Annotated in this window: 19 protein-coding genes and 3 pseudogenes; 10 read left to right on the top strand and 12 right to left on the bottom strand. The window is 70.7% G+C overall.

The window, feature by feature from the left end; genetic code table 11:
- Positions 1-71: 71 nt before the first annotated feature.
- Both ABZ795_RS12430 and ABZ795_RS12435 read right to left on the bottom strand, forming a co-directional pair.
- On the bottom strand, positions 72-1598 hold the full coding sequence (locus ABZ795_RS12430; protein ID WP_357530371.1) for an FAD-dependent oxidoreductase: 1527 nt from the start codon (positions 1596-1598) through the stop codon (positions 72-74).
- 108 nt (positions 1599-1706) lie between these two features.
- Positions 1707-2186, bottom strand: coding sequence for an MSMEG_6728 family protein (locus ABZ795_RS12435; protein WP_357530474.1), 480 nt, complete (start codon positions 2184-2186; stop codon positions 1707-1709).
- 103 nt (positions 2187-2289) lie between these two features.
- On the opposite strand from ABZ795_RS12435, the gene ABZ795_RS12440 reads away from it, so the two are divergent.
- Together ABZ795_RS12440 and ABZ795_RS12445 are read left to right on the top strand one after the other, a co-directional pair.
- Complete coding sequence (locus ABZ795_RS12440; RefSeq protein WP_357530372.1) at positions 2290-4089, top strand: TrkA family potassium uptake protein; 1800 nt, start codon at positions 2290-2292, stop codon at positions 4087-4089.
- Positions 4034-7186, top strand: a pseudogene (locus tag ABZ795_RS12445) (LamG-like jellyroll fold domain-containing protein); the annotation flags it as partial. The gene ABZ795_RS12440 and the pseudogene ABZ795_RS12445, both read left to right, overlap by 56 nt.
- A gap of 1102 nt (positions 7187-8288) precedes the next feature.
- On the opposite strand, the pseudogene ABZ795_RS12450 reads toward ABZ795_RS12445, so the two are convergent.
- The 4 genes and pseudogenes from ABZ795_RS12450 to ABZ795_RS12465 all read right to left on the bottom strand — a co-directional run.
- Positions 8289-8378, bottom strand: a pseudogene (locus ABZ795_RS12450) (XRE family transcriptional regulator); the annotation flags it as partial.
- Between the two features lie 13 nt (positions 8379-8391).
- Positions 8392-8533: pseudogene (locus ABZ795_RS12455) on the bottom strand (type II toxin-antitoxin system RelE/ParE family toxin); the annotation flags it as partial.
- 30 nt (positions 8534-8563) lie between these two features.
- Complete coding sequence (locus ABZ795_RS12460; protein WP_357530373.1) at positions 8564-8806, bottom strand: type II toxin-antitoxin system RelE/ParE family toxin; 243 nt, start codon at positions 8804-8806, stop codon at positions 8564-8566.
- The gene (locus ABZ795_RS12465) at positions 8803-9102 is read right to left on the bottom strand and encodes a type II toxin-antitoxin system Phd/YefM family antitoxin (protein WP_327023838.1); all 300 of its coding nucleotides are present in this window, start codon (positions 9100-9102) and stop codon (positions 8803-8805) included. Before ABZ795_RS12465 ends, ABZ795_RS12460 begins: the two co-directional genes overlap by 4 nt.
- A 151-nt stretch (positions 9103-9253) precedes the next feature.
- On the opposite strand from ABZ795_RS12465, the gene ABZ795_RS12470 reads away from it, so the two are divergent.
- Positions 9254-9802 carry a transposase gene (locus ABZ795_RS12470; RefSeq protein WP_357530374.1) on the top strand — a complete coding sequence of 183 codons (549 nt, stop codon included), beginning with the start codon at positions 9254-9256 and terminating at the stop codon, positions 9800-9802.
- Between the two features lie 120 nt (positions 9803-9922).
- Positions 9923-10183 (top strand): hypothetical protein, encoded by a 261-nt coding sequence (locus tag ABZ795_RS12475; protein ID WP_327023840.1) that lies wholly within the window; start codon positions 9923-9925, stop codon positions 10181-10183.
- 147 nt (positions 10184-10330) lie between these two features.
- Here ABZ795_RS12475 and ABZ795_RS12480 read toward each other — a convergent pair whose 3' ends face one another.
- A complete protein-coding gene (locus tag ABZ795_RS12480) occupies positions 10331-11563 on the bottom strand; it encodes an APC family permease (RefSeq protein ID WP_357530375.1) in 1233 nt (410 codons plus the stop codon).
- A gap of 10 nt (positions 11564-11573) precedes the next feature.
- Complete coding sequence (locus ABZ795_RS12485; RefSeq protein ID WP_357530475.1) at positions 11574-12302, bottom strand: phosphatase PAP2 family protein; 729 nt, start codon at positions 12300-12302, stop codon at positions 11574-11576.
- A gap of 152 nt (positions 12303-12454) precedes the next feature.
- Here ABZ795_RS12485 and ABZ795_RS12490 point away from each other — a divergent pair, with 152 nt between their 5' ends.
- Positions 12455-13666 carry a DUF4032 domain-containing protein gene (locus ABZ795_RS12490; RefSeq protein WP_357530376.1) on the top strand — a complete coding sequence of 404 codons (1212 nt, stop codon included), beginning with the start codon at positions 12455-12457 and terminating at the stop codon, positions 13664-13666.
- 6 nt (positions 13667-13672) lie between these two features.
- Here ABZ795_RS12490 and nagA read toward each other — a convergent pair whose 3' ends face one another.
- Genes nagA through ABZ795_RS12505 form a run of 3 tightly spaced genes read right to left on the bottom strand, consistent with a single transcriptional unit; the run spans position 13673 to position 16643 of the window.
- Positions 13673-14782, bottom strand: coding sequence for an N-acetylglucosamine-6-phosphate deacetylase (nagA, locus tag ABZ795_RS12495; protein ID WP_357530377.1), 1110 nt, complete (start codon positions 14780-14782; stop codon positions 13673-13675).
- Positions 14779-15717 (bottom strand): ROK family protein, encoded by a 939-nt coding sequence (locus tag ABZ795_RS12500; RefSeq protein WP_357530378.1) that lies wholly within the window; start codon positions 15715-15717, stop codon positions 14779-14781. Before ABZ795_RS12500 ends, nagA begins: the two co-directional genes overlap by 4 nt.
- The gene (locus tag ABZ795_RS12505) at positions 15714-16643 is read right to left on the bottom strand and encodes a sugar isomerase (protein ID WP_327023845.1); all 930 of its coding nucleotides are present in this window, start codon (positions 16641-16643) and stop codon (positions 15714-15716) included. Before ABZ795_RS12505 ends, ABZ795_RS12500 begins: the two co-directional genes overlap by 4 nt.
- A gap of 189 nt (positions 16644-16832) precedes the next feature.
- Between ABZ795_RS12505 and ABZ795_RS12510 the strand changes: the two genes are divergently transcribed.
- The 5 genes from ABZ795_RS12510 to ABZ795_RS12530 all read left to right on the top strand — a co-directional run bounded on the left by ABZ795_RS12510 (position 16833) and on the right by ABZ795_RS12530 (position 21030).
- Complete coding sequence (locus tag ABZ795_RS12510) at positions 16833-17618, top strand: DeoR/GlpR family DNA-binding transcription regulator (protein WP_357530379.1); 786 nt, start codon at positions 16833-16835, stop codon at positions 17616-17618.
- Positions 17619-17800: 182 nt separating this feature from the next.
- Complete coding sequence (locus tag ABZ795_RS12515) at positions 17801-18811, top strand: ATP-binding cassette domain-containing protein (protein ID WP_357530380.1); 1011 nt, start codon at positions 17801-17803, stop codon at positions 18809-18811.
- Positions 18808-19821: an ABC transporter permease subunit gene (locus ABZ795_RS12520; protein ID WP_357530381.1), complete on the top strand. Its 1014-nt coding sequence runs from the start codon at positions 18808-18810 to the stop codon at positions 19819-19821. The genes ABZ795_RS12515 and ABZ795_RS12520 overlap by 4 nt, the downstream gene beginning before the upstream one ends.
- Positions 19822-20059: 238 nt before the next feature.
- Complete coding sequence (locus ABZ795_RS12525; protein ID WP_327027392.1) at positions 20060-20428, top strand: DUF3263 domain-containing protein; 369 nt, start codon at positions 20060-20062, stop codon at positions 20426-20428.
- A 92-nt stretch (positions 20429-20520) separates the two neighbouring features.
- Positions 20521-21030 (top strand): GNAT family N-acetyltransferase, encoded by a 510-nt coding sequence (locus ABZ795_RS12530; RefSeq protein WP_357530382.1) that lies wholly within the window; start codon positions 20521-20523, stop codon positions 21028-21030.
- A 3-nt stretch (positions 21031-21033) separates the two neighbouring features.
- Here the strand turns inward: ABZ795_RS12530 and ABZ795_RS12535 are convergent, their stop codons facing one another.
- Positions 21034-23319 (bottom strand): AAA family ATPase, encoded by a 2286-nt coding sequence (locus tag ABZ795_RS12535; protein ID WP_357530383.1) that lies wholly within the window; start codon positions 23317-23319, stop codon positions 21034-21036.
- Between the last annotated feature and the right edge of the window lie 29 nt (positions 23320-23348).

A 23348-nucleotide genomic window follows, 5' to 3' on the forward strand; every position in this document is an offset into this window, starting at 1 on the left:
CGGCGGTTGACCTTGCGCGTTCACGGTAGGGGTGGCCCGAGGGCGACGGCAACGCATTTCGATGCGGTCGGTCAGCGCCGGGCTAGCAGGCCCCGGGGGCGGACCGACCGCAGGGGTTCGGTGGCCGCGCCGGCCGCGCGCAGGATGTGGTTGGCCGCGAGGATGCCGGTCGCCGCGGCCCGTTCCATCAGGGCGCTGGGGAAGTCGGTGTGGATGCCGTCGCCGGCCAGGTAGAGCCCGGGGGCGTCGGTGCGTACCCCGGGCCGTCGGGCATGGCTGCCCGGCGCGAAGGCGGGCGCCTTGGCCTCCACCCGGGCGTGCAGCTCCCGTACCCGCAGCCGCCCCACCTCCGGCCAGAGGGTGGTCAACTCGGCCCACATCCGCCCGGCCAGCTCCGTCGCGGGCACGTCCGGTTCGCAGGCGTACGCGTGCAGTTCCAGCACCGAGCCGTCGGTCTCCTCGGCCCAGCGTCGGCTGCCCTGCTCCAGCCGGTGGTAGAGGGTCACCGAGTCCAGGGTGGACTGGCGGGTGACCCCGCTGAAGATCGCCCGTTCGGCGGCGACCTCCCCCTGGCACCAGTACCGGGCCACCGCGTACGGCGGACCGGGCTGCCCGTACCCGGGCATCGCCGCCACCAGTTGCGGCGCGGTGTCGGCCAGGCCGGGGGAGGCCGCGACCAGCGCGGCGAGGGCAGCCGGGTCGACGGCGAGCACCACGTGCCCGGCCTGGTACGCCCCCTCGGTGGTCGTCACCTGCCAGCCGGTGTCCGTCCGGTGCAGCCCGGTCGCCGCGACTCCGGCCATCACCTGACCCCCGTGGCGCTCGACATGTCGGGTCAGCGGGCCCCAGATGGTGGTGGCGTAGTCGTCCTCCGGGCAGTCGAAGGCCAGCCCCTCCGGGTTGCCGAGCAGGTAGAAGTGGAACTGGGCGATCATCTCGGCGGCCGACATCTGCGCCTCGTGGTTGAAGAACGAGTGCGAGAAGACCTCGAACAGCATCGCGCGGGCCCGGTCCGGCAGGCGCAACGAGGTGAGCAGATCGTCGGCGGTGCGCTCGTCGAACTCGGCGTAGGTGCGTACCGGGTCGTAGGTGAGCAGGGGCAGGGCGGCGTCCCGGTCCATCCCGCGCAGGTCCCGCAGCCGCAGGCTGGGGCTGCGTACCAGCAGGGTGAGCAGGTTCGCCGGTGGGGCGGGTGGTAGCCGGCCGAACTCCTCGGTCGGCCACTGGGCGCTGAGCACCGGATAGCTGGGTACCGGCCGCAGGAACCGCAGTTTCGGGTCGATCCGACGCAGGATGTTCCGCCAGTTGTAGTACTGCCGGAAGAAGGCGTGGAAGCCGTGCTCGTTGACCTGTCGGGTGCCGTCGGCCAGGGTCTGTGGCCAGGCCCCCAGCCGACCCCCCAGGGTCGGGGCGGCCTCCAGTACGGTCACCTCGACACCCCGCTCGGCGAGCACCACCGCGGCGGACACACCGGCGATTCCGCCACCGACGACCAGGGCGGTCACCGGCTGCGGCACCCGGGACGCACCACCCCCGCCGGGCTGGACCTGGTACGGACGTACGCCGAGAAGCCGACCCACCACCTGCGACAGCGCCACCGGACACCCCCTGACTCCACAGTGTGCCGGAGATGTCGGAAACAGTCGCGTGTTAACAAGGGGCCCTTTCACCTCGCCAGGCGTTAACAGGGGGCCCTTCCTTGCACCTCAAAGGCAGCGGCGGGGGCGGTCGGAGGGGGGCCAGACGTATTCGAGGTCCAGGGGTACCTGGTCGCCGAAGATCGGGCGGTAGTGGTCGGGGTCCTTGCGGATCAGCGAGGATCGGTGGCTCAGATGCAGATCGTCGCGGCCCAGCCAGGGTGGCAGTTCCCCGGCCACGGCCAACTCCTGCTGGGAGCGGACCTGCTCGATGCCGCAGGCGGTGGCCAGGTCGGCGGCCAGGGTGACGGCGCAGGTGTCCGCCCGACCGGCGGCACACCAGACCTCGCAGATGTCCAGCCCGTAGCGGGTCAGGGCCTCCTCGTACCCGGCCCACATCTTCACCGCGGGGTGGTTGCGCCAGCCGTAACCGGGCCGGGTCAGCCCGCGCAGCACCTGGATCGCCTCGACCCGCTGCTTGCCCAGCCGACGCTGGTCCAAGGCCCGAGCGCTGGCCAGGAAGTCCGGATACGGCAGGAAGGTCTGCATGTCGCAGGGCCTACCCGCCACGGCCCGGCCCATGCCGACCGGTCGACGATCATGATCGTCGCGGGGCTGCGCGGATTGCGACCGGCTTACTACCATGCCGGTCATGGCGGAGCCGCTGCTCGATCGGGCCCTGCGGGCCAGCCGCCGGTTGCGGGTCAACGGGGAGCCCCGGGCCCACTACGTGATCTGCGGTCAGGATCCCCTCGCCTACTGGGTGGTGCTCGCCTTGCGGGGCAGTGAACCGCAGGCCGGGCGGCTGCGGATCACCCTGATCGTGCCGACCCGGCAGCGTACCCCCGCTCCCGACGGCCGGGACCTGCCCGGCGTCGAGGTGATCCGGGCCGACCGGTTGGACGAGCACACCTTCCGCCGGGCCAACCTGGCCGGGGCGGCCGGGCTGGCTTTGCTGCACCAGGACGACGTGGGCAACATGCACGCCGCCCTCTGCGCCCAGGAAGTCGAGCCCGGGTTGCGCCTGGTGGTGCGGATGTTCAACACCGGCCTGGCCAACGGGGTGCGGCAGATCTTCCCCGACTCGGCGGTGCTGTCGGACGCCTCGATAGCCGCCCCGGCCTTCGTGGCCGCCGCCCTCGGTGAGGTCGCACCCACCCACTTCCGGCACGGCGGTCACACCCTCTACCTGGCCCGCCGCCAGGACGTACGCCCCAGCGAGGTGGTCTGCCCGGTGGCCGACACCCGCGACCCGCAGCAGGACCTGGTGCTGCCCGCCGACGACCGGGCCGCCGATCTGGTGCTCGCCGAGGCCGCCGGTCGGCCGGTCGGCACGGAGTTGGCCGCCCGCCGGCTGGCCCGGGCGCGCCGACAACGTCGACGGCGTCGGCCGGTGACCACCGTGCTGCGGGCGATCCGCAGCTTCGCCACCCGCAAGATCGGCATCACGGTCATCCTGCTGCTCGCGGTGGTCGGGCTACTCGGCGGGTTGTACGCCAACGCGGCGCACGTCAGCCTGGCCGACGCGTTCTACCTGACCCTGGTCACCACCCTCACCGGGCAGGACCCGGACACCGCCAAGGGCGCCGCCGAGCAGGTGGTCCAGGTGATCCTCAACCTCGCCGGGCTGGCCCTGATCCCGTTGATCACGGCGGTGGTCGTCGACGGGGTGGTCAACGCCCGGCTGGCCCTGCACACCGGGCGGATCCTGCCCGAACGGTCCGGGCATGTCGTGGTGGTGGGCCTGGGCAACATCGGCACCCGGGTGATGGCCCAGCTCAACGACTTCGGCGTGGAGGTGGTGGCGATCGACAAGAACCCGGACGCCCGGGGCGCCGGGCTGGCCCGCCGGCTGGGCGTACCCCTGGTGGTGGGGGACGCCGCCGAGGAGGAGACCCTGCGGGCCGCCTCGGTGGCCACCTGCCAGGCCCTGGTGGTGGTCTCCACGGACGACGGGGCCAACCTGCGGGCCGCGCTCAACGGCCGCACTCTCAACGATCAACTCCGGGTGGTGCTGCGGCTGTTCGACGGCCACTTCGCCGAGCGGGTGCAGCGGGCCTTCGGCATCGGCACCTCCCGCAGCGTCTCCTACCTGGCCGCCCCCTCGTTCGCCGCCGCCCTGCTGGACCGGGCGGTGATCGCCACCATTCCGGTCGGTCGGCACGCCCTGCTGGTCACCGAGGTCGCGGTGGCGGCCGGTTCGGCCCTCGACGGCCGCCCACTGGCCGCCGTCGGCAAGGCCGGCAGCGTACGGCTGCTCGCCCACGCCCGCCCCGGCCAGCGCTACGACTGGTCGCCCGATCACCGGCTGGTGATCGTGGCCGGGGACCGGCTGACCGTGGTGGCCCGGCGCTCCGGCCTGAACGCCCTGCTCCGCGAGGCCACCCCGCCCGATGATGAGGACACGTCGCTGGGCGGGACACCGCCGCTGCCGAGGGAGGCGGTGGAATGAGGCCAGCCGCTCGGCGAGCGTCGGCAACAGCCCCGCTACCGCGCTCGGTGGCGTCACCTGGTCCACCGACCGTGGTGGCTCGGCCGTGTTCGACGGCACCACCGGATACCTCAAGTCCGGCCCGGTCGTGGACACCACCCGGGCGTATTCGGTCACCGCCTGGGTGAAGCTCGCCTCGAAGAACGCCGCCCTGGGGGACGAACAACTCGTCTTCTCCGCGCCGGGCGCGATCGGCAACTCCGCACTCAAGGTCTTCTACTCGCCGGTCAGCGACCGTTGGTATGCCGCCATGTCGGTCCGCAAGGCCGACGGCACCACCACCTGGTTCGGCGGCGGCGGTCCGCACGGGTCCGCGGTGATGGGTACCTGGACGCACCTGACCCTCGCGGTGGATTCCGTCGACAAGACGATGCGGCTCTACGCCGACGGTGTGCTGCAAACCACGGTGAACATCACCGAGAGCCTCAACAACGTGTCGACCGCCTTCACCATCGGTGGCGCCGACGGCTTCGGTTGGTTTCCCGGCTCGATCAGTGATGTGCAGGCGTACCAGAAGGCGCTCTCCGCCACCGAGATCGGGCAGGTCAGGACCGGCGCGGTGCCGGCGGCGGACGCGCAGGTCATCCGGACCTCGCAGACCCTGGACTTCGACGGCCTGCCGACCTCCGTCACCGACCCGAACGGCAACACCACCTACTACGGGTACGACGAGGAAGGCCGGGCGGTGAAGACCACCTCCCCGGCGGCCCTGGTCGAGCAGGCCGGGCAGCTTTCGACGATGGCCAACGCGGTCAGCTGGGTCGGCTACAACACGTTCGACGAGCCGACCGACACCCGCGACGCCAACGGCAACTGGTCGGTGGTGGAGTACGACGCGGTCGGCCGGGTGGTGACCGAGCAGGCCCCGGCGTACACCCCGCCGGGCTCGTCGACCCCGATCGTCCCGCAGACCACCCAGGAGTACGACGCGGGCGGCCAGCTCGTCTCCGTCACGGACCCGGCGGGCCGGGTGACCCGCTACGAGTACGACCAGCTCGGGCGGGTGTCCAAGACGATCGCGCCGAACGACGGTGCGAGCACCTACACCTACGACGACCTGGGCAACATGCTGTCGTCCACCGACCCGACCGGAGCGGTCACCACTGCGACGTACGACTACCTCGGTCGGACGGTCACCACGACTGAGGTGGTGCGGCAGCAGGGCACGAACCACACCACCCACTACGCCTACAACGCGCAGGGTTGGCCCTCGGTGGTCACCAGCGCGACCGGCGTGACCAGCAGCACCGAGTACAACGTGCTCGGTGAGCCGACCTCGGTGCTCGACGGCGCCAACAACCGGACCCGCTACGAGTACGACGCGGAGGGCCGGACGACCAGGAGCATCCGGCCGGACGGCTCGTACTCCACCGTCGAGTACGACCTGGCCGGGCGGGCGATCCGCACGACCGAGCGCGCCGCGGGCGGTGCTCTGCTCTCCGAGCAGGTGGCCCGCTACGACCGGGCCGGCAACATGGTGTCCAGCACGGACGCGCGCGGCACCACCACCACCTTCGAGTACGACGCGACGGGCGTGCTGACCAAGCAGATCCAGCCGATCTCCGGATCGGATTCGATCGTCACCACGTTCGGCTACGACCTGGAAGGCAACCGCACCCGGTTCACCGACGGGCGGGGCAACGCCTTCTATACGACGTACAACTCGTGGGGGCTTCCCGAGTCGCAGATCGAACCGGCCACCAGCGCCCACCCGAACCCGGCCGACCGCACCTTCACCATCGAGTACGACCACAGCGGCCTGCCGGTGCGGCAGATCCTGCCCGGCGGGGTCACGGTCACCAACTCGTACGACGACTCGGGCCAGCTGATCCGGCAGTCCGGCGCCGGTGCCGAGGTGCAAACCGAGGACCGGGAGTTCGGCTATGACCTGGCCGGCCGGATGACCTCGCTGTCCGGTTCCGGCGGCACCAACACGATCAGCTACGACGACCGAGATCTGCCGGTGTCGGTGACCGGTCCCTCCGGGAACTCGGCCTTCGGTTACGACGCCGACGGGCGCCTCGCCTCGCGGCAGGACGCGGCCGGCACCACCTCCTACGGGTACGACGTCGCGGGACGGCTCTCGACGCTGGCCAACCCGACGGCCGGCGTGCAGATGGCCTACACCTACAACACGCTGTCCCAGGTCACGAAGATCACGTACGGAACGAACGGCAACACCCGCAACTTCACCTTCGACCCGCTGCGCCGGCTCACCGGCGACGAACTGAAGTCGCCGTCCGGGACGTCGCTGGCGAAGATCTCGTACGACTGGGACCTCAACGGCAACATCATCGCCAAGACCACGACCGGCTTCGCCGGTTCGGCGGCGAACACCTACACCTACGACCTCGCTGACCGGCTGACCTCGTGGAACAACGGCAGCGCGATCACGGTGTACGCGTACGACAAGTCCGGTAACCGGGTGCAGAACGGCAGCAAGCTGTTCAACTACGACCAGCGCAACCGGCTGATCAACGCCGACGGCGTCGGATACACCTACACCGCACGCGGCACCCTGGCCCAGGCCGGCGGCAACATCACCCGTACCGACGCGTTCGGGCAGGTGATCGAGCAGCAGTCCGCGGGCGGCACGCAGACCTACACGTACGACGGTCTCGGTCGGGCGATGCGGCCCGGCCACTCGTACACCGGTCTCGGCAACGACCTGGCCGCCGACGCCTCCGCGAGTTACGTGCGCGGGCCGTCCGGTGAGGTGGTCGGTGCCGCCTCCGGCGGTGACAAGCGGCTGGTCTGGACCGACCTGCACAGCGACGTGGTCGGCCAGTTCAGCCCGACCGGCACGGCACTGACCGGCTCGGTCACCTACGACCCGCTCGGCAAGGTGCTGGCCACCGTCGGTCTGCTGGGGCAGCTCGGCTACCAGTCGGAGTGGACCGACGCGCTGACCAACCGGGTGAACATGCACGCCCGCTGGTACAACACCGACACCGGGCAGTTCGACACCCGGGACACGGCCAACAACAGCCCGGTCCCGGACTCGATCAACGCCAACCGCTACCAGTACGGCGACGCGAACCCGCTGATCGTCACCGACCCCACCGGGCACTGGGGCCTGGGAAGCCTCAAGAAGTCCTTCTCCCGGGCGGTCAGTTCGGTCTCCTCGACGGTGCGTTCGGCGTACTCGTACACCTCGTCGTACGCCTCCAGCGCCTACTCGTACGCCTCGTCGGCGTATCGGTCGGCCAAGTCGACGGTGACCAAGACGGTGACGAAGGCGAAGACCACCGTCAAGAAGAAGGTCCAACAGGCAAAACGCAAATACACCCAGGTCAAACAGCAGGTCAAGAAGAAGTACAACCAGGTCAAACGCACCGTCAAGAAGAAGTACGAGGCGGCCAAGAAACACGTCACCAAGAAGGTCGCCCAGGTCAAGAAGAAGGCCAAGCAGGCGGTCGCGAAGGCGAAACAGGCTGGCAAGAAGGTCGCGGCCAAGGCGCAGCGAACCGTCAAGAAGGCCGTCAGCCAGGTACGTGACGCCACGAACGCGGCCAAGAAGTGGGTCAAGGACCACAAGGACGTCCTGCTGGAGGTCGCCGCGATCAGTGGTGCGATCCTCGCCGGTATCGCCTGCACGGCAGTGACTGCGGGTGCGGGTGCGGTGGCCTGCATGGTGGGTGCCGGGGCGTTGATCAACCTGGCGAAGGATGCGGCGCAGGGCGATATCCACAGTATTGGTGACGCGTTGGGTTCGCTGGGCACCGGTGCGGTCACCGGTCTGGTCGGTGGTGCTGGTGGTGCGATCGCGGCCAAGGTCGGTACGGCGGTGGCGAAGAAGGCCGGCACTGGTCTGTTGGGTCGGTTGGCGACCGAGTCGGCCGAGGCTGGTGCCGAGGACGCGATGTCGCAGCTGGCGATGACGGGGAGTTACAACCCGCGTGCGACGGCGGAGAACATGGTGCCGGGTCTGGGTGCGTTGAACCGTAAGAGCGGTGGTGGCGCGCGTAGTGGTGGTGCGGTCGCCGGCGGCTCCGGTGGTGGCGGGTTTGGTATTTCGGTCGGTGGTGTTGGTGCGTCGTGTTCGACGTCGGGTCGTCGGCACAGTTTTGATCCGAAGACGCCGGTGTTGATGGCTGATGGCAGTAGTCGGCCGATCGAGGATGTCAACGTCGGTGACAAGGTGATGGCCACTGATCCGGTTCCCGCTTGCCTTCTTCGACGGACTGCTCGCCGCCGGCGCGCTCGACGTGAGCGGTGCGGATGTCGCTCCAGCGTGTGTAGCTGCTCATGGCTGTCGGCCCCCTCCTTGGCGCGTTCCTTCAGGTAGATCTCGTAGCGTTGCTCGGCCAGGGGGATCGCTTCGGTGTACCCACTGCTACCAGCGTCCGGCCTTGTCTCCAGCGACGAGCAGGATGCTGGAGCGCCAGGGGTCGAAGGCGAACAGGGCCAGACAAGGCCACGGGAACCGTGTGGCTTAGGTGTAGACGTCCTTGCGGTGCCCGACGGCGTGGATGGTCAACTCGTCGCGGTCGAGGCGGTAGAGGATCCGGTAGTCACCGACGCGCAGCCGACGCCCGGATCCGTCGCGCATCTCGGTCGAGTTCTGTGGCACAGGGTCGGAGACCAAGCCGAGGATTGCGCTCAGGACGGTCAGGAACACGTTGCGTGGCTGCTTGTGCAGCCAGACCAGCACGTCCCGGTCGATTTGAACCTTCACGCCGCCTCACCATTGGCCCGGTCAGCCAGCAGCGCCTCCACCTCACGAGGATCAACCCCGAGCGACTCCAAAGCCGCCGACAGCGGCACGAACTGTCCCTCGGCACGGGAACGAGCGATCACCGCAGCGTCCCTATGGTCCCGGAACGCCTCGATCTCCTCCCACTCGTCGATGCCGACCAGCACGGCGACAGGCCGTTCGTACTTCGTGATGATGACCGGCTCACCGGTGCGCTCAACCCCGTCCAACACACGACCCGCGCCATCACGGAACTCCCGCAGCGTAATCCTCATCATGTACCGCACTGTACCACACGGTACCGCTTCGCCTTCGTCACGGAAAGCAGCACAGCTCCCCAGACGTAACCCAGCAGCCCGCCACCGACAGGGATCCCGGGCCTGTCTCGCCAACTGGAAGGCCAGCACCGATCCCGACTTCACGACCAAGATGCGCCGGATCCTGGACCTCTACGACCACCCACCCGTCGGCGGCAGGGTGATTTGCGTCGACGAATTCGGGCCGCTGAACCTGCAACCACGCCCCGGCCGGGCCTGGCGATTCCAGGGACAGCCGGCACGGCTGCGCGCCACCTACACCCGCGACCAGGGCGTTCGGCACATGATCGCCGCCCTCGACCTGGCCACCGGCCGCCTGCACTACCGCATCCGCGATCGCAAACGCTGGCGCGAGTTCCTCCGTTTCTTCAAGACCCTGCGCCGCCGCTGGCCCGACCAGAAGCTCTCTCTGATCTGCGACAACTTCTCCCCGCACTGGATCGAAGCCGAGTTCGCCGCAGTGCGCTACTTCGCTCTCAACGGAATCGACCACCGCAGCCACACGGAGCAGGACGCCGCCATCGGCGGCTACATCCGCTGGCGCAACCAGCGAGCCCGACCGAAATCCGGATTTGCCGCCGGCTCCAAGATCCGCCACCCGGATTACCCGTATTGGCCGGATCGTCAGGATGGCATAAGAAGCTGGAGTTCGGATGACTAGTTAATTCTCATCGCGTGTGCTTCACGTTGAACCTCACGACCGCCAAATTCCTGAGAGGATGCTGAAATGTCTCCGGATACAACCGCCAGTCTACCTGCATGTGGCATTTGTGGTCAGCCGATGGCTGACGACCATGGCGAGCATGTGGATAGAAGTGGGGTTGGAGGGAGGGTCGAGTATGTCGTGGTTGGTAAACGTGGCGGGATCGCGGAATTCCGTGAGGTGGGCGACTCCAGAATCCGGAAGACGGACGCCGAAGTTCTGGCGTATCAATTGGGGGTAGAGCAGTCGAGCCTGCTCGGATGCCGCTTCAGTTGCTGGGTGGAACCTGCGGAATATGGCGTCATTCGGAGTGATTTTCAGTTGGTTGAAGATGCCTGAGGCGAATAGGTAGCGGGACTTGGGAACAGCAGTACGAGGTGACCGGCGGAGGTCGGATCTGGTGCCTCGTCGACGACGAGCGCCGTACGGTCTGGCTCACGTATGTCGGCACCGGCCATCCGCGTGAGACGGAGTGACCGGGCTGGTTCAGCGGCGTGCTGCGCGTAGGGCGTACCAGGCTGAGCCGAGGGCGAGGACGCCGAAACCGGCGAGCACGCTGCCCAGCGGCAGGTTGACTGCGAGCAGGATGCAGCCGACCAGACCGGCCCCGGCCAGGGCCTGCACCGGCAGGCGCCGGTCGCGGTCCCGGCCGAGGGTCAACGCCGCCGCGTTGGTGATTGCGTAGTAGACGAGCACGGTGACGCTGGAGAAGCCGATCGCGCCCCGTACGTCGGCGAGCATGACCACCAGGATCACCACGGCTGCTACGGCCAGTTCGGCGCGGTGCGGCACCCGGCGTACGGGGTGCACGGTGGCCAGGGCGGCGGGTAGGTCGCGGCGGCGGGCCATCGCCAGGGTGGTGCGGCCGACCCCGGCCACCAGGGACAGCAGCACCCCGGTCACCGCGACCGTGGCCCCGGCGCGGACCACCCAGTCCAGACCGGGCAGCCCGGCGGCGGTCACCACCTCGGCCAGCGGGGCGGCCGAGGCGGCGAGCCGATCCGGACCGAGCACCCCGAGGGCGATCACGGCCAGTACCAGGTAGATGACCAGCACCAGGCCGAGGGCCAGCGGCACCGCGCGGGGGATGGTGCGTTCGGGGTCGCGTACCTCCTCGCCGAGGGTGGCGATGCGCGCGTACCCGGCGAAGGCGAAGAAGAGCAGGCCGGCGGCGGCTAGGACGCCCCGAGTGGAGCCGCCGGGCGCGTCGATCCGGGCGATGGAGACCTCGGTCGCCCCGGCCACCGCGACCAGGGCGAGCACTCCCAGCACGACCAGCACCAGGATGCGGGTGGCGGTGGCGGTCTTGGCGATGCCGCGCAGGTTCACCCCGGTCACCGCGAGGACGGCGGCGACGGCGACGAGCCGGGCTTGCCCCGGCCAGAGGTACGCCCCGATGGTCAGTGCCATCGCCGCGCAGCTGGCCGTCTTGCCGACCACGAACCCCCAGCCCGCTAGGAAACCGGCGAACGGGCCGAGCCGTTCCCGGCCGTACACATAGGTGCCGCCGGATTCGGGGTAGCGGGCGGCCAGCCGGGCCGAACTTGTCGCGTTGCAGTAGGCGACGAATCCGGCCAGGGCCAGTGCCACCAGCAGGCCTAGGCCACCGGCCGCCGCCGCGGCCGGGGCGAAGACCACGAAGACCCCCGCGCCGAGCATCGACCCCAGACCGATGACCACGGCATCGGGTACGCCCAACCGGCGCGCCAACTGGTCCACCTGCCGCAGCCTAGACAGGCTTGGTGAACGGCTGGTCCCAACGCCGGAACCGGGCGGGTAGCGGCAGGTCGTCCCAGGGCACCCGGTGCAGAATCCGGTCCAGCAGCAGCCCCAGCATCAGCCCGGCCACCGAGTCGCTCAGCCAGTGCCAGCCCAGGTAGGTGGTCGTGCACAGCACCACGGTCGGCGGAACGATCCGGATCGCCAGCACCACCCGGTGCGGCAGCCTCCGGCCGAGGTCCGCCAGCAGGGGGGCTAGCAGCAGCGCGATGACGCCGTACCAGACGATCGCGTTGGCCACATGTCCGGAGGGGTACGACTGGGCGAACCGGACCGGCAGGTCCTCCTGGAACAGCGGGAGGGTCTGCTCCGGTGGCAGGAAGGGTTCCTTGATGCTGGCGCTCGGTGCCGGTCGGGCCGTCCACACCTTCAACGGTCCGATGGTGAGGTAGGTCAGCGCGAAGGCCGCCACCGGAACCAGCAGTGGGCGTACCGAGCGCAGTCGGCGGGCCAGTAGCACCGACAGGCCGACCGCGATCAGGGTCAGCGGGGTGCCCTGGCCCAGGTAGTTCAGGATGACCGCGACCCACCAGGCGGCGGTCGGCCGATTCGCCTCGGCCCAGTCGGCGACCCACCGGTCGATGCCGAAGAACCAGCCGACGGCCAGGGCCCCGGTCAGTCCGACGAGGGCGACCAGCAGCAGCGCGTCGAACCACCAGCCGGCCGGTCGGACCGGCATCAGCCGCACCTTGCGCCGTACCGTCGGGGTTTCTCGCACCCGATCACGCTACCGGCCCGGCACGGCGGCCGGGTTCAGGCGGTGATCGGGGTGACTGTGTGCCCAGCCACGCCGGGGAGCGTTCCGGCGGCCCAGCCGTCAGACTTGACGCCGTGCGGATCACTTCGGCCCTAGTGGACCCGGCCCTGCTCGACCTGCCCTGGTCGACACCGCTGGAGCAGTGGCCGGCCGAGCATCTGGTCGCCCTGCCGCAGGGCATCTCCCGTCATGTGGTGCGGTTCGTGCGACTGGGCGGGTACGTCTACGCGGTCAAGGAGACCGGGGAACGGGTCGCCGAGCGGGAGTACGACCTGCTCCGCGCCCTGGAGCGGATCGACTTCCCCTCCGTGCAGGCGGTGGCGATCGTCGCCGACCGGGAGTCCGAGGCCGGTGAGCCCCTCGACCCGGTGCTGATCACTCGGCATCTCCAGTTCTCCCTGCCGTACCGGGCGCTGTTCTCGCACACCCTGCGACCGGGAACCATGGGGCGGCTGCTGGACGCCCTGGCCGCCCTGCTGGTCCGGATGCACCTGACCGGCTTCTTCTGGGGTGACTGCTCACTGTCGAACACCCTGTTCCGGCGGGACGCGGGCGCCTTCGCCGCGTACCTGGTGGACGCCGAGACCGGGGCCCTGCGCAGCGCCCTCTCCAACGGTCAACGTGGTGAGGACCTGGAGATCGCCCGGGTGAACATCTTCGGCGAGGCCCTGGACCTTCAGGCCGCCGGCCTGCTGCACGACTCGATCGACCCGGAGGTGGTCTGCGAGGAGGTGGTGCAGCGCTACGAACGGCTCTGGCACGAGATCAGCTACGAGCAGCAGGTGGAGCGGGACGCCCGACACGACATCGAGGGGCGGATCCGGCGCCTCAACGAGCTGGGCTTCGACGTGGCCGAGGTGGCCATGTCGACGATCGGCAACGGGCGCTACCTGATCCGACCCAAGGTGGTCGACGCCGGCTACCACCACCGGCGACTACTCCGGTTGACCGGCCTGGACGCCGAGGAGAACCAGGCCCGCAAGCTGCTAAACGACCTGGACGCCTACCGGGCGGAGAGCGACCTGACCGACGAGCAGCAGGCCGCCCACCGCTGGCTGACCGAGGTGTTCGAGCCGGTGGTCCGGGCCGTCCCTGCGCACCTGCGACGCAAGCTGGAGCCGCAGGAGCTGTTCGCCCAGATCATCGAGCACAAGTGGCTGCTCTCCGAGCGGGCCGGGCGGGACGTCGGGATGCGCCACGCGGTGCAGTCCTTCCTGACCGAGGAGTTGGTGCACCGCCCCGACGAGCAGGCCGTCCTGGGGGTGGAGATCCCGGCGCCGCGCTGAGGCCGGTCACTGCACCCAGGCACCCGCCCGCATCACCCGGACGACATTCAGGTCCTCGTCGAGTTCCACCAGGTCGGCGCGGAGACCGGCCTGCAGGGTGCCGACCTCGTTGCCGAGGCCGATGGCGAGCGCCGGGGTGGTGGAGACCATGCGTACCGCCTCGGGCACCGAGAGCCCGGCGGCCACCGCGTGCCGCAGCGCCGCGTCCATGGTCAGGGTGCTGCCGGCGATCGCGCCGTCGCCTGACAGCCGGGCCACCCCCTCGGTGACGGTCACCGCCTGACCACCGAGTTCGTACTCGCCGTCCGGCATACCGGCGGCGGCCATCGCGTCGGTGATCAGGGCGCAGCGTTCCGGCCCGGCCGTGGAGATGGCGAAGGTCAGGGTGCCGTCGTGCAGGTGCACCCCGTCGGCGATCAGCTCACAGAACACGTTCGGGGAGCTCAACAACGCCACGGCCGGGCCCGGCTCGCGGTGGTGCACCGGGCCCATGCCGTTGAACACGTGGGTGCCGACGCTGGCGCCCGCCGCGATGGCGGCGCGGGTCTGCTCGTACGTCGCGTCGGTGTGCCCGACCGCGGCCACCACCCCGCGTCCGGTGAGCATCTCGATGGCGGCCAGGGCCCCGTCCCGTTCCGGGGCCAGGGTGACCATCCGTACCGTCCCCTCGCCCAGCTCGACCAACTCGGTCAGTTCGTCGAGTGAGGGGTCGCGGAGAAACTGCGGGTTCTGGGCCCCGCAGCGGGCGGCGGACAGGTACGGCCCCTCGAAGTGGATGCCGGCAAGCACCCCCTGCTTGACCAGCGGGGCGAAGGCGGTGGTGGCCGACCGCATCAGCTCGATGGGGGCGCTGACCAGGCCGGCCAGCAGGCTGGTGGTGCCGCGGTTCAGGTGGAAGGCGGCGGCGGCCCGGGCGGAGTCCGCGTCGCCGGTGGTGAAGGTGTGCCCGCCCCCGCCGTGGTTGTGGATGTCCACGAAGCCGGGGACGATCCAGTGCCCGTCCCGCACCGACGGGTACTCGGCCACCGCGCTGATCCGGTCGCCCTTGACCTCGACACAGCCCTGTCGGACCACCCCGCTCGGGGTCACCACCCGGCCGTTCACCCGTACGGTCATGACATCTCCAACTGGTCGAGGGCGAGCAGGGCGGCGCCGAGGCAGCCGGCTTGGTCACCGAGAGCGGCCGGGACCAGTCGCGGTTCCCGGTGGAAGGTCAGTCGATCACGCAGCGCGCTACTCAGGGGGTCGAACAGCCCCGGACCGGCCTGGGCCAGGCCCCCGCCCAGCACGACCGTCTCCACATCGAACAGGGCCTGTCCGGTGGCCAGTCCGTCGGCCAGGGCCTCGACGGCCTCCCGCCAGACCCGGGTGGCCAGTTCCTCACCGGCGGCTGCCCGCTGGGCCACCTCGGCGGCGGTGATCACGGCCGGTCCGGCGGCGGCCAGGTCGGTGTAGCGGCGGGCCACCGCCGAGGCGGAGGCGATGGCCTCCAGGCAGCCGGATCGGCCGCAGCCACAGGGCGGGCCCCCGGGACGGATCAGGATGTGGCCGAACTCCCCGGCGGCGCCGTGTGCCCCGGTGGCCGCCGTACCGGCGACCACGTGCGCGGCGGCGATGCCGGTGCCGATCGCCACGAACAGCAGGTGCTCGGTGTCCCGGCCGGCACCCAGCCGCGCCTCCGCCAGGCCCCCGGCGCGTACGTCGTGGCCCAGCGCGGTGGGCAGGCCGAGCCGGTCGGCGGCCAGCTTCCGCAGCGGTACGTCCCGGAAGCCGACGTTCGCCCCCCAGAGGACCATCCCCCGGGCCTGGTCCACGATGCCGGGCACCACGATGCCGAGCGCGGCCGGGGTCAGCCCGGCGGACCGTGCGGTGGTGGTCAGTCCCTCGGCGACGGTCAGGATGGTGTCGACCACGGCCTCGGCCCCACGGTGTGCGCCGGTGGGATGCCGTTCGCTGTGCACGACGGCCCCGTCCGGACGGATCAGGGCGCATTTGATCCCGGTGCCGCCGACGTCCAGCGCGACGACGACAGTGCCGTCGCGCAGCCTCACGCGAGCACCACGGACCGGCTCAGGTGCCGGGGCGCGTCCGGGTCCAGCCCGCGACTCGTCGCCAGGGCCACGGCGAACCGTTGCGCCAGGATCAGGTCGGCCATCGGGTCCACCGGGGTACGTCCGGCGGCCCAGCGGCCCAGCACGGTACGCACCCCGTGGGTGCGGCTGTGGGCGAAGGCCGCGCCGGTGGCGGCGACATCCTCGGGGAGGCCCTCGGGCAGGTCACCGAAGGCCCAGACCAGCCGGCCGGGGGCGGCCACCGAGATCGGGCCGTGTCGGTAGTCCATGGCCGGGTACGCCTCGGCCCAGAAGGTGGCCGCCTCCCGGCACTTAAGGGCGGCCTCCAGGGCCAGGCCGATGGTCCAGCCCCGGCCCAGGAAGGTGACCTGCTCGATCAGGTTCGGGTCGATCGGCAGCGGGGCACGTACGGCCACCTCCGCGTCCGCGACCAGAGCGTCGATGTTGTCGCCGAGCTGGGTACGCAACAGGGCGAGCGCGGTGGTGGCGAAGCGGGTCTGCACTACCGCCCGTTCGTCCGCGAAGGGCATGGTGACGGCGGCGTCGGCCAGGCTCACCGCCGGGGAGGTGGGGTCACCGACCAGCACGGTGGTCGGCATCCGCCCGCGCAGGGCGGCCAGCAGGTCGAGGACCTCGGTGGTGGTGCCGGAGCGGGTGATCGCCAGCAGCCGGTCGTAGCGGCGGCCGGTGGGGAACTCGCTGGCTTGGAAGGCGTCCGTCTCGCCGTGCCCGGCGGCCTCCCGGCGGGCCGCGTACGACATCCCCATGAACCACGAGGTGCCGCAGCCGACGACGGCGACCCGTTCACCGCGGCGGGGTAGCCGGTCGAGGACCCGGGGGGCCAGGTCGGCGGCCTGGCGCCAACAGTCCGGCTGGCTTGCGATCTCCGCGGGAACGAACGCCATGAGAACTCCTCGCAGCGGCTGCGCATTACGGCTCGTTTGGCCCGTCTTTCGAGCGTTATTCTGCGCGAAATCCGATGGAAATAGCAACCGCTGGGATGATCGAGCAATGCAGGGTTTTGCCTCATCGTAGTTTCGCGCACTAGTGTGCACGCAACCAATCACCGTTCGTGCAGACACGGAGGTCCCGGGGTGGACCGTTACGCGAGATGGAACGCCCTGCTCGAAATGCTGACCGACACCGGTCGGGTCACCGTGGAGGAGGCCGCCGAGCGGCTGGCGGTGTCGCAGGCGACCATCCGGCGGGACTTCGATCAGCTCGCCCAGCAGCAGATGATCACCCGTACCCGGGGTGGCGCGGTCGCCAACGGGGTCTCCTACGACCTGCCGTTGCGCTACAAGACCGCCAAGCACTCCGCGGAGAAGCAGCGCATCGGCGCGGCCGCCGCGGCCCTGGTCACTCCGGGCACGGTGGTCGGCCTCAACGGCGGCACCACCAGCACCGAGGTGGCGCGGGCCCTGGCCGTACGTCCGGATCTCAACACCAGTGCCGAGGGCGCCCAGTTGACCGTGGTCACCAACGCCCTCAACATCGCCAACGAGTTGCTGGTCCGCTCCCGGATGAAGGTGGTGGTGGCCGGCGGGGTGGTGCGACCCAAGTCCTTCGAGCTGGTGGGCCCCCTGGGTGGGGCCCTGCTGCGCGAGGTGACCCTGGACGTGGCCCTGCTCGGGGTGGACGCCATCGACCCCCACCTGGGTGCCGCCGCCCATCACGAGGGGGAGGCGGCGATGAACAACCTGATGGTGGCCCGGGCCAAACGAGTGGTGATAATCGCTGACTCCTCCAAACTGGGGGGTCACGCCTTCGCCCGGATCTGTCCGATCGACCGGGTGGAAACCCTGGTCACCGACTCGGGTGCCGCATCCGAGGTGGTCGAGGCCTTCCGCGCCGCCGGGGTCCACGTCATCTGCGCCTGAGGGCGCGACACCACCCGCCGTCGATGCCGGCGCCCTGCGTACCTGCGTACGGCGGGTGAGGGGTGCCGCCGGGAGGGTAGGGCTGACTGCCGCCCGAAACGCTGATGCATACCGGGTATTGCCATCGGCTGCATACCGCGTATGGTGACGTGGACACCCACACACAACGGGGGAGGTGCAGCATGCCAGCTGTCCTGGAAATCGAAGGTCTACGAAAGACGTACCGGAGCCGACGACGTGGCACCCGCAACGCCCTGGACGGCTTTGACATGCGGGTCGAAGCCGGCGAGGTGCACGGCTTCCTGGGCCCCAACGGGTCCGGAAAGACCACCACTCTGCGAACCCTGCTCGGTCTCATCCGCTCCGACGGTGGCCGGATGTCCATCCTCGGCCAGGAGGTGCCGGCGGCGCTGCCCCAGGTAGCCCGGCAGGTCGGCGCGATCGTGGAGAGCCCGCAGTTCTTCCCGAACTTCACCGCCCGCGACACCCTGTCCCTGCTGGCCGGCGCCGGCGAGGTGCCCGCCCAGCGGGTCGACGAGGTGCTGGAACTGGTCGGCCTGCGCGATCGGGCCGGCGAGCGGGTCAAGACGTACTCGCTCGGCATGAAGCAGCGCCTGGCGGTCGCCTCGGCCCTGCTGAAGAACCCCCGGCTGCTGATCCTGGACGAGCCGGCCAACGGCCTGGACCCGGGCGGCATCCGGGAGATGCGTACCTTGGTGCGCAACCTGGCCGAGTCGGGGATGACCGTGCTGCTCTCCAGCCACATCCTCGGCGAGATCCAGCTGATCTGTGACTCCGTCACCATCATCTCGCTGGGTCGCCGGGTGGCCTTCGGCCCGGTCGACGAGGTGCTGGCCCAGCACTCCTCCGGCGGAATCCGGGTCCGGCTGGAAGCCGTGATGGACCTGCCGCTGGCCGCCAACGCCCTGCACGGCAACGGTTACCGGGTCACCGCGAACCAGGACCATCTGATGGTCTCCGGGGTGGACAAGCCGGCCGCCGTCACCCGGCTGCTGGCCGAACACGGCCTCTACGTCAGCGAACTCGCCCCGGTCACGGTGGACCTGGAGAGCGTCTTCCTGGAGCTGACCAACACCGCGCCGGTCCCCGGCCAGCATCGGCAGGTCGACCAGTCCGTACAAGTCGATGGGGCGGCACCGTCCGCACCCACCGGGGGAGGTTGGGGCGCGTGAGTCTCTTCCGTACCGAGCTGCGCCGGCTGGCCAAGCGGCGCTTCGCCCGCTGGACGACCGTGGGTGGCCTGCTGGTGCTGGGCCTGATCGTGGTGGGCCTGCTCCTGACCAACGAGAAAATCGGTCCCGAACAGTGGGCCGAAGCCCGCCGGGCCGCCGACCAGCAGCACCAGGAGCAGGTGCGGTGGGCCGATCAGGAGCGCGCGAACTGTGAGCGCGCGAAGGCGGCCGGCGAGAACGTCGACGACTACCCGGCCGACTGCGCGACGATCGCCCCGCCGGAACGGGAGAGCTACCAGGAGGAGTGGTACCTCCCGTCGACCTTCATCTTCAAGACCAACGTGCCGGACATGCTGGTCACCCTCGCGGCGATTCTGGGCATGGTCGGTTACGTGGTGGGGGCCTCCTTCATCGGCGCCGAGTGGAACAGCGGCGGAATGATGAACCTGCTGCTGTGGCGACCGAAACGGCTGACCGTTCTGTTGACCAAGCTGGGCGCGTTGCTCACCGGCATGCTGGCCCTGGCGGTGCCGGCCACCGCGGTGTGGTTCGGCCTGCTCTGGCTGATCGCCAACTGGCGCGGGACCACCGAGGGGGTGACCTCCGGGGTCTGGCAGTCCTTCCTGCTCACCGGGTTGCGCGGGATCGTGTTGGTGCTGGTCGCGGCGACCGTGGGCTTCGCCCTGGCCTCACTGGGCCGGCACACCGCGATGGCACTGGGCGGGGCGGTGGCGGTCATGGTGGTCGGCCAGACCGGGCTGACCATCATGCTGGAACTGGCCCAGGTCCGGTTCGCCGACGCCTGGCTGTGGCCCACCTACCTGTACGCCTGGATGGCCAAGAGCACGACCCTCACCGACTGGCGATCCTGTGACGCCTCCTACACCGGTGAGTGCCAGCCGGCCACCATGGACATCACCATGCAGCACTCGTCGATCCTGTTCACGGTCGCGGTGGTGGTGTTCCTCGGCGGGGCCCTCTGGACGCTGCGTCGGCGCGACATCACCTGAGGACCCGCACCCAGGCCGCCCGTGGGCACGATCTCTCCCCGGATCGCGCCCACGGGCGGGCACCTCTTTCGGCACCTGTTCCGGTGTGGCAACGGCCTCGGCGCGCTCCTGGTGCGTCGGCCGTGACCTGTGGTTAGGCTGGGAACCCGGCTGGCGTCGCCCGTGTCGGCCGCCCCCGTGAGGAGCCCCATTGCCGCCCGCCGACGCCACCCCGACCGCCCAGAGCTTCGAGGCCCGGGTGCCGACCGGCCCGGACTCCGGGGCGGTGCCGCTGCCGCGTTCCGCACCCGAAGCCGAGTCCGCACCGACCGCCGCTGCCGAAGCCTCGACCACGGAAGCCGGAGCACCGACCGTCGCTGCGGGCCCGGAGTCGGTTGGTGCCCTCGGCGAGCGGGAGCAGGAGATCCTCGCCTTCGAACGGCAGTGGTGGCGGCACGCCGGCGCCAAGGAACAGGCGATCCGGGATCGTTTCGGGCTCTCCGCCACCCGCTACTACCAGTTGCTCAACGCCCTGCTGGACAATCCGGCGGCGCTGGCCGCCGACCCGGTGCTGGTCGGCCGACTGCGCCGACTGCGCGCCTCCCGGGCCCGGAGCCGCCGCCGCTGAACCGACCCGACTGGTCGATTCCTGCGGACCGGAGGGGCACCTCCTCGGCAACCCGGTGGACTTCCCCGGCCGAGCGCGGAAGACTCCGGCAGGTGACGGGTGCGGTCCGGTTGGAGCCGGTGGACGAGCAGAATCTTGAACCGTTGCTGTCCGTGGCAGCCGCTGAGGCGGAGCCGGACGACGTGATGCCGCCAGTGGATGCCCCGGCCGGCTGGTCCCACGCCCGCAGGGAGGCCTTCCGGGAGTTCCACCGGGCCAACTTCGGTGGTCTGCACTCGGCCCCCCGCACCGCCATGTACGCGATCATGGCCGGGGGTGAGGTGGTCGGGATGATCCGGATGACCCGCCGGGACGCCCCGGACACCGTCGAGGCGGGCATGTGGCTGGGTCGCTCCGCCCGGGGTCAGGGCATCGGCGCGGCGGCCCTACGCGAGTTGTTGAACCTGGCCGCCGCGGCCGGGATGCGGGTGGTGGTCGCCGACACCACACCGGAGAATCGCGGGGCGCTGTCCGTGCTGGAGAAGTGCGGCGCGAAGCTACGCGAGGACGGCGAGAAGGTGTACGCCGAGATTCACCTCGACTCGACCCCACCGGCGCTCTAGGGCTCAGCTCCGCTGCTCGGCGTACGCGGCCAGCCAGGCCACCTGGGCCGGATCCAGGGAGGGGCGGACCCGACTGCGGGCGGTCTGCACGTGTGCGGCCGTGACCGTGGCGGCGGTCAGTGACTCGCGCATCGCCGCCAGGGCCGACTCCCGGACCAGCGCGGCGCAGTCGGCGGCCGAGAAGCCGTCCAGGTCTCCGCCGAGCTCGTCGAGATCGACGTCCTCGGCCAGCGGCACGTTGCGGGCGGCGGCGCGCAGGATCGCCGCGCGTGCCTCGGCGTCCGGTGGCGGCACGTAGACCAGCCGTTCCAGCCGACCCGGGCGCAGCAGCGCCGGGTCGATCAGGTCGGGCCGGTTGGTAGCGCCGACCACGACGACATTGCGCAGGGCCTCCACCCCGTCCAGCTCGGTGAGCAGGGCGGCCACCACCCGGTCGGTGGTGCCACCGTCGGTGGCCTGGCCGCGTACCGGGGCCAGGGCGTCCACCTCGTCCAGGAAGACGAGGGTCGGGGCGGCCTCCCGGGCCCGGCGGAACAGTTCGCGGACGGCCCGTTCGCTCTCGCCGACCCACTTCGACAGCAGTTCCGCGCCCTTGACGGAGAGCACATTGGCCCGTCCGGAGCCGGCCAGGGCGGTCACCAGGTAGGTCTTGCCGCAGCCCGGCGGGCCGTAGAGCAGCACCCCGCGAGGTGGCTGCACCCCCAGTCGGGCGAAGGTGTCCGGGTAGGTCAGGGGCCAGAGCACGGACTCGGTCAACTGCTGCTTGACCTCTACCAGGTCACCGACATCGTCCAGGGTGACCCGGGCCAGTTCCAGGGTGGAGGCGGCCATGGTCGTCGGCCGGACCACCTCCAGGGCGGCCGTGAAGTCGGCCATCCGTACGGTCGGGTTCTCGGCCGACTTCTGCCGCCGCGCCGCGCGGACCCCGGCCTCCCGGACCAGCGCGGCCAGGTCGGCGGCGACGAAACCGGGGGTACGCCCGGCCACCTCCTCCAGCCGTACGTCCTCGGCCAGCGGGACCGGACGGGTCAACACGGTCAACTGTTCCCGGCGCAGGGCGGCGTCCGGCAGGGGCACATCGATCCGTACCGAGAGCAGATCCGGGGACCGCAGCGCCGGGTCCATGGCCTCCGGGCGGCTGGTGGTGCAGACCACGGCGGCGCCGGCCCGGACGATCTGGGCCAGGCACTGGCGGAACACCGTGGCCACCGGTCCCGGGGTGTCCGCCGGGGCCAACGCCTCCACGTCGGAGACCAGCAGCACGGCCGGGCCGTCGGTCAGCACCTCGGCGGTGGTCGCCCGCAGTCGGTCCGCCGCCGAGGAGTTGGTCAGCGCGGCGATCTCGGGTGCCCAGAGTGGATGGACCCGGGCCCCGACCTGAGCGGCTACCGCCCGGACCAGGGCCGACTTGCCGGAGCCGGCCGGACCGCTGACCAGCACCCCCAGCGCCACCGCGGTGCCCAGCCGGGCCAGCACCTCGCGGTGGTGGAAGCCGAGGTCCAGCAGTTCGTTCAGCTCCTCGGCCTGGGCCCGCAGGCCGGGCAGCTCATCCACCGAGGGGACGTGCTCCTCCTCGGCCGCGCCCCTGGTGCCCGTCCAGTCGGCCTGAGACGTACCGGCGGTGGTGGCCCCACCGGCCTGGACCCTGACCGCCCCACCGGGACCGGCAAGGGAGGCCGTGCGGGTGGCGATCGGGTCGGCGACACCTCCGGTGGCGGCCCCGTGCTGCCAACCGACCATGGTGTCCATGGTTACCAGGGCACCCACCTCGGGTTCGACCGCGACGACCCGCAACAGGGTGCTGGTCCAGGCGTAGCCGACCCGGTTGGAGAGGCTGCGCCGGGCCGCCTCGACCAGGTTGCGGGTGGCGGCGTCCGGCAGGATGTCCTGGGGCAGCAGGGAGACGTCGTCCCCGGTGGTGACCACCTTGCCCAGCAGGGCCAACCGGAGCATCTCCGGGGAGACCACGGCGACTATCTGCGCCGGCCCGGCGAGCAGCACCCGGGTGGCCGCGACGACCGGGGTGGCGCTCACCCGCACCTGCCCGCCGTCGCGGAGACCTAGGTTGCCCAGGATCAGGTCATCGGCGTACAGCAGGGCGGTGCTGGCGGTCGACTCGGCCGGGGCGACGATGCCGGCGGTCACCCGCTGGCCGGTCAACTGGACCGGGTCCCCCGGCCGCAGGGCCAGGGCGGTGAGCACCTCGGGGTGCAGCCGGACGACGCCGCGCCGGGCATCCAGCGCGGCCGGACGCAGGCTCGCGGTCAAGGTCAACTCGGGTTCGCCCATCGCCTGACCTTAAACGGCGCGATCATCCC

This window comes from Micromonospora sp. NPDC047134 (assembly GCF_040643455.1).
In the GTDB taxonomy this organism is placed as follows: Bacteria; Actinomycetota; Actinomycetes; order Mycobacteriales; family Micromonosporaceae; genus Micromonospora.